This is a genomic window from Levilinea saccharolytica (assembly GCF_001306035.1).
In the GTDB taxonomy this organism is placed as follows: domain Bacteria; phylum Chloroflexota; class Anaerolineae; order Anaerolineales; family Anaerolineaceae; genus Levilinea; species Levilinea saccharolytica.
In genome coordinates, this window is the sequence record NZ_LGCM01000044.1 from 1 (window position 1) to 7051 (window position 7051).

Annotated in this window: 3 protein-coding genes; all 3 read left to right on the forward strand. The window is 46.3% G+C overall.

The genetic code is table 11. The features are described 5' to 3' along the window. The first annotated feature begins 127 nt into the window (after positions 1–127). Genes ADN01_RS12870 through ADN01_RS12880 form a run of 3 tightly spaced genes read left to right on the forward strand, consistent with a single transcriptional unit; the run spans position 128 to position 6944 of the window. Entirely contained in the window at positions 128–382 is a 255-nt protein-coding gene (locus tag ADN01_RS12870; RefSeq protein ID WP_062419208.1) for a hypothetical protein, read from the forward strand. 14 nt (positions 383–396) lie between these two features. Next, on the forward strand, positions 397–4512 hold the full coding sequence (locus ADN01_RS12875; RefSeq protein ID WP_062419207.1) for a chitobiase/beta-hexosaminidase C-terminal domain-containing protein: 4116 nt from the start codon (positions 397–399) through the stop codon (positions 4510–4512). A gap of 41 nt (positions 4513–4553) precedes the next feature. After that, the gene (locus ADN01_RS12880; protein WP_062419206.1) at positions 4554–6944 is read left to right on the forward strand and encodes an Eco57I restriction-modification methylase domain-containing protein; all 2391 of its coding nucleotides are present in this window, start codon (positions 4554–4556) and stop codon (positions 6942–6944) included. The last annotated feature ends 107 nt before the right edge of the window (positions 6945–7051 follow it).

Here is a 7051-nt window from a genome sequence, read left to right on the forward strand (position 1 = left end):
GGTTTTGGATTTTGTGTTATTCTTGTTCATAGAGACGTTCTCCTGTCTAACTTGTGTTTTGGCGAACTAAGTTTTAACAGGAAGCGTCTCTTCTTTCAACCCTTTTCTTTTTTGGGATAGGTTCTTATTGATTCAACAAAGCCAGGGCCAGTCATTGCTTGTGGTTGATCGAGCTGACTTTTTGCTGGATACTTGGCGTAAATCGGAACGGCAGGATTTTTTTCGATTTGTCAACAACCAATGGAACAGTTATCAAGATGGCATGAAAGCTAAACTCATCGTCGGGTTGCAGACGTCACAAGAAATTGAGGCGTTGAAAATACTCGATTCGCAGGGCCAAAGCCGCATTTTCCGGTTGCATGATTTCAATGATATAGGATAGGGGAGTTCTTCACTATGACCAAGATCCGAGACATCGTACAAATAAACAGTGGGTACACCAGTTACGTCGATCTGTATGAGGATTACTACGACCTGGTAAAAAATCGCGGCCGTATGGAGCGTTATAAGCCGATCGCCGCTCATCGGCAGGTCTTTGAAAAAATTGCCAATGTACTCAATCCTTTAGACCGGCGATTCTATTTCCTCTCAGGAAGCTATGGTACTGGTAAGTCCCATTTGCTGTTAATGTTCGCAAATTATTTTGCCAATCCGAGTGATCTTCCTGAGATAGAAGCGTTTTTCAAGAATTATGAAACCGCCCAAAACGAAGTCCTTCTAAAACCAGGTGAGTCGCTCAAGGAAAGAAAGGCCGCTTCGCTGAAGGAAGCCCGTAAATCCGGTCGCTTTCTGGTTGCACTTTGCCGCTATAGTTTAAATCTTGATTTCGAAGGGGCGGTTTTAAGAGCCTTGGAAGAGGCTTTGCAGAAGGATGAATCGAATATCCTTTTGGATAGCCATTACCGAGAGGCATTACGCCGGATCAAAGATTGGGAATCGCGACGGAATGAAACGCGCTTTTTCTCGGACCTTGAAGCTGTTATCAGTCGCTTATATCCAGATTGGACTGTCAATGATTTGATCGATGGTTTGGAAAAGTATGATGAGCAAGCGCTAAAAGCATTTAAGAGCTGCTTCCAGTCAGTTACTGATTCGGAATTTGCATATAAGAAAGACAATCTTCGTGACATTATTTCGGATTTCTTGAAGAATTCAGAATTCAAAGAACGCTACAAAGGTATCGTGTTCCTTTATGATGAATTCGGCGCGGCCATTGACGCCAACCTGGTCAATTACACAACTTTGCTTGACTTTGCTCAATACTGCGCCAATTCCACCCTCGATAAAGGGGGAACAGTCGTCTTCATTGGAACCGGGCATAAAGCTTTCCGCAATCACGGCCAAATTGGGGATCAGAACGCAGAGACTTTAGAAGCGCGGGTCTCTGAAATTGGCCTGCAAACACAAGGCATGGAAGACATTATTGCCGCAATCGTCCAACCGAAAAAAGATTCCTCAGAGTGGATACAACAAGTTCAATCGCAATCGGGAAAATTTACCTGGTTCTCCAGTGAGTGCAATCGACTGCATTTATTCAATTGGCTGCCAGCGCCAAAGATTAAAAATAGCATCATTCAAAATATATACCCCATGCACCCGCTGGCTACCTTCGCGCTCCTTCGCCTTGCCGGTGAAGCCGGTTCCGATAACCGTTCGATATTTAAGTTTTTTGCTCCTGAATTTGAAACAGGTGAGCAAGGGTGGCTCAATGTACAGCCCAACTCTTACCCTTGGTTCTTGGAAAACAATGAAATTGTAAATCAAAGCAAACTGGCGTTGTACACGGCCGATTTGCTGGTGGACTATTTCAAAGAAAGCCTGAAAGCCACCAACAGCCGTCTGGTTGACCGTGTAAGAAATGCAGTTATTAATTATGAAGCGACCCTTCGGGAATTGAATGCCTATTTAGCCCGTAAATCGCAGCAGCAATTATTTGAGGAAGCAGATGAACTCATGCTGCGCATCATCAAGGTCATGCTGGTAAATGAAATTGCCAGTACGTCGGATGTAGCGATTGCCAATACTGCTCAGAACATTGAGTTCGCTTTGGAATTTGTCGCTCCTGACGAGAAAACTCAGGTTGAAGATCGCCTGAAACTTTTATGTGAAGCTGGCATTCTATTCAATAACCACGGTGTATATGAATTAGTGCGCGGCGACCGCAAAGACGTTCAACGGCTTGTGGATCAATTCAAGTCCAATCCTGATAACCGTCCTGCCAACCTATTACTGAACTTCTTAGAACTAACCCCATTGCGGGGCGATGAGGTGTATCTGGAAGCTAAAGATTACAATGCTTTATTCAATGAGGACAAGCGTTTAAAGGTGCTCTTTGCTACACCATCGATGCTTACCGAAAAACGGAGCATTAACGGAATTTCTATTTCTTTCTTTGCAGCGTTAGAGCAAGAACGGTTACAGACGGCAGGCGTGACCAACGGTTATGAAGGAGTTGCGGTTTTTGTTTATAGTGAAAATGAAAACGATATTGATGCTGCGAAAAAGGCTGTTACGCAAAACGACCAACAGCGCGTCATGGTGGCTATTCCCCGTAATCCAATTAGCGTCTACGATGCGATTTTTACGTTGAAAGCTCTCGAAAGCGATTGGTTCAAGAAACAGTCGCAGAATTTTAGCCCTTACGAAAAAGCAGAAGAGAAGAAAATTCGTGACGAGGCCACGAAGGTCCTGGCAGATGCTAAAGCGGATTATTTTACCAATGCAAAAGTATATTGGTTTGGCGTGAATGGGGTAGAGGTGCCGGTACAAGAAAGTAAGCGCCACGATGCCGCGAACAGGATGATCCAGGAGCTTTATGGGAGTAAACGCAACACTTTTGGCCATAACGAATTTAACAAGGCACATATCAACTTGTCTGGTCAAGTGCGCGCCATATTCAAGGAAGCTGGGGATATTCTTTGCGACCTCTCGCAGCCTATCCGGGTGAATTGGTCCTGGCCAGATAACCGCGGCGGGACGAAATATCTGCGAAAGTGCTTTGTTGATCATCAGGTTCTTCGAATATTAACGACTGAGGGAGATACCCGTTATTTAGAGGCTGAAAAAGATATCCATAAATTCCGGACAGCCTTGCCGGCTTACGCAAAACTTCTAGAAAACCTTTCCGCCCTTGAAGGGAAAGGGCAGACAAACCTCATGCCGTTCCTCAAGCTGTTCTTTGAGGAGTATGGTCAGGGAGAAATTGCAGTTTCTTTGATGCTGCTGCTAGCCCGGCGGTTCTATGGCGACAGCTTACGCTTTAAACGCGAGCCCAATAACCTGAAGGATATTCAGTTTACAAGCACCGATGATATGCTCGCCCTGGTTCAGGGTCAATATCCTTCTGCAGTGATTCTGTTTGAACCAGTCAGCGCCGAGGATCAAACATATTTTGCGAAAATTACGCAAATCTTCACGAATCAACCAGCCCCGGCAGGCAAAGTTTACACGATTGGTGAAGCCTATCAAGCAGCAGTCAATTGGTGGGATAGCCTCCCGATCATTGCCCGTTCCCTCGGTTTTTATACAGGAGACGAAAAGTCGTTAGCCGAGATATTCAGCCAGGCAAGAACGAAAGATCCATTCCGCTTCATCAAGTATGACCTGATGGAAATGCTTGGGCAAGTGCCCGGCGAAACCCTGACATCGGCAAAAATCACACATATCGAGGTTTATCTAAAGGCTTTCAAAGCTACTGCAGAAGCCATTCAGGCCAGCGTTGAGGACCAGATATTAGTCCAGGTAGCTGAAATCTTTGGAGCACCTTCTCATCTTGACGTTGATATCCAGGACGCTTTCAAGAATTGGTACAACGGATTGAGCAGCACTCAAAAAGATCCTTTCGGGGCTTACCATAACAATGACAGCAAACCTTTGGTGAAATTTACAGCGTATGCTAATATCCGCGAGCTGCTGTTTAAAACATTACCAGAGGCTTATTCGCTGGGCAGTGTGGACACCTGGATGTCTAATTTCGTTTCGACGTTGGTTCAACGCATTCAAAGCGGTAAAAAACATATCGAGACGAACGCGCCGCAAATCAGCCAGCTCAAAGTGGATTTCACCAACGATCTATCCCAACAGGGTAACCAGGTCACCTATCAGGGTGAACTCGTGCTGCACGCAGACACCGAGGACGGCCAGGGAGTCATTTATTACACAGAAGATGGTTCCGATCCCACTTCCAGCAAGCGGCGGCAAAAATTGACCCCTGGGGACACTTTGACGATCAAGGGCAACCGCAAAGTCAAGCTGGTCGTTGCGGATGAAAAAGGGAATTACACCGCAGTAAAGACAGTTGAAGCAATTGACGAACTGGAGAAATATAAGATCGTGCGGCCAGCGCAGAAAACTGCCTTCGACGAAACGATCACCTTCGTTTTTCCGAAGAACAAAGAAGCAGCCAGAATTACCATTCTGTCTTTGCTTTCGGAATTGGCAGAATCGAGCCTCTATGCTGATAACGAATTGCGCCAGGCTGTTCTTCGCGCTTTAGACGAGATTGAAAAATAAGCGATATCCTGGGTGGGTATCGGTCAATAAGGATACATAACATGCCAGCGTACTACCACAACGAAATGCTCTTCTCTGAAATCTACCTCGAAGAAATTACCCGCCAGACCGAGAATGAAGATGTTCTGGCATCCTTGAAAGTTTTGGGGGAATACCGGGAATATGCCGATACCCACAACCTGCAATCCTGGAAAGAGTCCTATGTGCACGAGGTGCTTTCAGCGTTGGGATTTTTCGCTCAATCAACCCGCACTCCTTCGTCGGGGGACGGTTTCGAGCGTGACCCCATCACATACCTGTTTCCGATGGGGAGCAGCGGAGCGGAGAATCCTGTTTCGTTGTGCTATGTTCTTTTGCCGGAAGAAAACCTGGATAACACAACCATCGGGCGAAACTGGGCGGAGAAAATTATCCGGGCGCTGCGAGAGAAGGACCTTCAGTGGGGCTTGCTGACCAACGGGAAGCAGTGGCGCGTTTACCATCAGGACGAACCCACGCCGTACGAAACTTATTTGGAAATCGATCTCGAAGCGATCCTGGCGGATCATGCCAAAGAGGCCTATCAGATCTTCTACAAATTCATGAAGGCTGAGAATTTTGCGGTGCATGAAGATGGCAATTGCCAGTTTGACCGCTTTAAGAAAGAATCCCAAGACAAGATTGATTACATCGAAAAAGAGCTGGCTAACGCCCTTAAGCAGCGCGAAGAGGGCGGCAAGGGTGTGCTTTCCGATCTCTGCATGGGTTATGTGGATGAGCTGCGCCGCCGCAAGGAAGGCAACTTGGACGATGAGGAGCTGCGCAAGAAGATTTATCACGGGGCTATGCTGTACATGTTCCGGCTGCTCTTTTTGTTTTACGCAGATGCGCGCCGGCTGCTGAGCGACGAAAACCACGATTTGTTGGCGAAAGTGGAAAGCGAATGCCGCACGCGACATGATGGTAATGGTTCGAGCGATCTTGCTTTCCCAATCTGGGACAGCCTGGAACATATCTTTGTGGATATTGATCAAACCTATAACGGCGGCCTGTTCAGCCCGCAGGAGAGCGAGTTTACCCGCTTTCTGTCGGACACCCGCATTGGGGATGCCTACCTGGTCAATGTCATTTTCAACCTGACCACCTACCGAGAGAAGAACGGCCAGGAAAAACCGATCAGCTACCGCGATATGAGCGTGCGCCACCTGGGAACACTATATGAAGGTCTTCTAGAACATAAATTGTTTATTGCAGAAGAGAATACTGAAGTTAAAGTGACCAAAGGTAGGATTCAATTTATTCCTGCTTCGCAGGGTGGAAAGTTATTGGTGGGACATTATATCAAGACCGGAGATGTTTACTTCGCCGGAGACCCAAGCGAACGCAAGTCAACAGGTTCTTTCTATACACCAGAATATATTGTTGATTACATTGTGCGCAATACAGTTGGCAATAAACTCAAGGAACTCAAAGAGACCTTTCTGAAGGAGCAGCAATCCAATCTCGAGGCGTACCAACAGGCAATGGATGACAACGAACGAACTGCTCTTGGGGCGTTGCTGGAAGAGAACACGCTTGACTTTGTGCGTGAGCGAGTCCTAAAACTTTCAGTGCTGGATCCAGCCATGGGCAGCGGACACTTTTTGGTCAATGCCACCAACTTGATTTCCAACTTCGTCACGGAAATTCTAAATGAGGTTGATGTTCAAGGTAACCTGGAAAGTGGCACAAGAAATTGGCGGCGATGGGTAGTGGAAAATTGCATTTACGGCGTAGACATCAATCCATTGGCGGTGGAGCTGGCGAAGCTCTCCCTGTGGATCCTTTCCATGGCAAAAAACCAGCCGCTATCCTTTTTGAACCACCACCTCAAATGCGGCAACAGCCTGGTGGGCGCGCGGCTGGAGGAGATCGGCAATTATCCCTTCTCCTCCGCCAAAAAGGAGCCGCGCCAGCTTCATCTCTTTGAACAAGACCCGGATTTCAAAGCCGCAGTAGAAACAGTCATATTGAAAAGCCGCCAAATCGCCGGGAAAGCCTCTGCTAGCCTAGATGACGTGCGTGAGAAGAAGGTTTGGTTAGAGGAAATTGAACAGATATTAGAAGGCTACAAGTCCATTTGTGACATGCACACAAGCCTTTATTTCGGCAACAATGTAGAAGAATCGCAATATACCAGGATCATTCAACAGAAAGATTTTATTCTAGCTAGGATTGTGAATAGTTCTGATCAATATTTCCATTGGGAATTAGAATTTCCAGAAGTGTTTCTGAGAATAAAAAATGGCAACCATGAAAATATTTGTGGCTTTGATGCAGTTATAGGTAACCCACCATGGGGATCAAAATTAACAACGCCTGAAAAATCCTTTTTGAAGGAGTCTTATGAGGAGATCGATTCCTCTACCCCAAATTCATTTGCATATTTTTTTGCTAGCCACCTGACACTTTAACAAAAGAATAGTTGATCGGCACCAGATCTCCACTAAAATAGGTTTTCCGGAAGCATTTTAGAAACGGAGTAAACCAATGCCGACCGACCTCCTTTATCATAACTGGT